We start from the raw sequence: 2,099 nt of genomic DNA on the forward strand, positions 1-2,099 counted from the left end.
GTCACACGGCGCATGCTCGCCATGTTCCAGAAATCCTGATCGGGCAGGGGTAAACATCATGATGATCGGTATCGTATCGGCCGCCTACATCGCGGCAGCCGTTCTCTTCATCCTCTCGCTCGGCGGGCTCTCGGGCCAGGAGAGCGCCAAGCGCGCCGTCTGGTACGGCATAACAGGCATGGCGCTCGCCATCATCGCCACGGTCTTTGGACCCGAGGTCGGCAACTGGCTCGTCATCGTGCTGATGATTGCGGGCGGCGCCGTGCTCGGCCATTTCGTCGCTTCCCGCGTCCAGATGACCGAGATGCCGCAGCTTGTTGCAGCGTTGCACTCCTTCGTCGGTCTCGCCGCCGTGTTCATTGGCTTCAACGCCCATATCGAGGCGGCTGATGTCGCCGGACTCGACGCGGCGGCCCGCTCGGCACTCACCGGCTTTGCCGCGATCCTTGCGCACAAGGAACCGGTGGAACTGTCGATCATGAAGGTCGAGGTCTTCCTCGGCGTCTTCATTGGCGCCGTCACCTTCACCGGCTCCGTCATCGCCTTCGGCAAGCTCGCCGGCAAGGTCGACGGCAAAGCGAAGAAGCTGCCGGGCGGTCATCTGCTCAACGCCGGTGCTGCCCTTCTTTCGCTCGTTCTGCTGGTGCTCTACGTCAACGGCGCCGGCACCTGGACGCTGCTCGTCATGACGCTCGCCGCCTTCTTCATCGGCTATCACCTGATCATGGGCATCGGCGGCGCCGATATGCCGGTGGTCGTTTCGATGCTGAACTCCTATTCCGGCTGGGCGGCTGCCGCCATCGGCTTCACGCTCGGCAACGACCTGTTGATCGTCACCGGTGCGCTGGTCGGCTCCTCGGGTGCGATCCTCTCCTACATCATGTGCAAGGCGATGAACCGCTCCTTCGTCTCGGTCATTCTCGGTGGTTTTGGAGCGACCACCGGACCGCAGATGCAGATATCGGGCGAGCAGATCGCCATCGATGCCGACGGCGTGGCTGCAGCCCTCAACGACGCCGACAGCGTCATCATCGTTCCGGGCTACGGTATGGCGGTGGCGCAGGCGCAGCAGTCGGTCTCCGAGCTTACTCGCAAGCTGCGGGCGGCTGGCAAGAACGTGCGCTTCGCCATTCACCCCGTCGCCGGTCGTTTGCCGGGGCACATGAACGTGTTGCTTGCCGAAGCGAAGGTTCCCTACGACATCGTTCTGGAAATGGACGAGATCAACGAAGACTTCCACGAAACCGATGTCGTCATCGTCATCGGCTCCAACGACATCGTCAATCCCGCCGCCCAGGAGGATCCGAACTCGCCGATCGCCGGCATGCCGGTATTGGAAGTGTGGAAGGCCAAGCAGGTGTTCGTCTCCAAGCGTGGCCAGGGTACCGGCTATTCCGGCATCGAAAACCCGCTCTTCTTCAAGGACAACACCCGCATGTTCTACGGCGACGCCAAGAAGAGCATCGACCAGTTGCTGCCGGCGCTGGCCTGATGGCTTCTTGAAATCCGCGATCCCGTCGAGTGTGGTGGGATCGCGGGTTTCCGGTCGTCGGTCGTCAAGTAATCTGAACGCCGGAGTAGCGTCAGAAGCGGATACTTGGTCACTTGGTCAGTGCGATCCGAGCGTCTCAATGGGACCGGAAGGAGACTGGACGCATCTGGAGAGTTGGCCCAAAATGCAGACTTGGCGTAGTTGCAGTTCGGGTCTCCCCCGGAATGCCATTTCGCGAACGGAACTGGGCACTTCCGCCGAAAGCCTCCACACGCCGACTATCGTCAGACGTTCAAGAGCCGTCCGCTTTCAGTGGATATTCGTTTCGGCGTCGTCCACTTCGGCGCCGTCGGTCAAAGAAGGGTGGCGGCTCGCTTGCGGTCGAGATCCTGGATTCCCACTTGTTGACTCGTCCACAGTTGAACAATAACCTGCGGTCTCGGTCGTTAGGCTTGCCCTCATATGACGGATCAATCTCTTCGGCGTCGACTTGCCGCCATCGTCGTTGCCGATGTGGTGGGATATTCACGCCTGATGGAGGCTGATGAGGTCGCAACGCTGGCGGACCTCAGGGAACTCCGTTCTGGCGTCATCGAGCCGGCTGTGA

1 protein-coding gene is annotated in these 2,099 nt (G+C 61.4%); it reads left to right on the forward strand.

Translation table 11 applies throughout. The features are described from left to right. Positions 1-58: 58 nt before the first annotated feature. On the forward strand, positions 59-1,492 hold the full coding sequence (locus tag VGO04_RS08180; protein ID WP_327495452.1) for an NAD(P)(+) transhydrogenase (Re/Si-specific) subunit beta: 1,434 nt from the start codon (positions 59-61) through the stop codon (positions 1,490-1,492). The last annotated feature ends 607 nt before the right edge of the window (positions 1,493-2,099 follow it).

The sequence above is a fragment of the Ensifer sp. genome, assembly GCF_035999185.1.
Lineage (GTDB): Bacteria > Pseudomonadota > Alphaproteobacteria > Rhizobiales > Rhizobiaceae > Ensifer.

Bases quoted from the DNA above. Each gene is read 5' to 3' on its own strand.
- VGO04_RS08180 (WP_327495452.1), top strand. From the start codon at position 59: ATGATGATCGGTATCGTATCGGCCGCCTACATCGCGGCAGCCGTTCTC.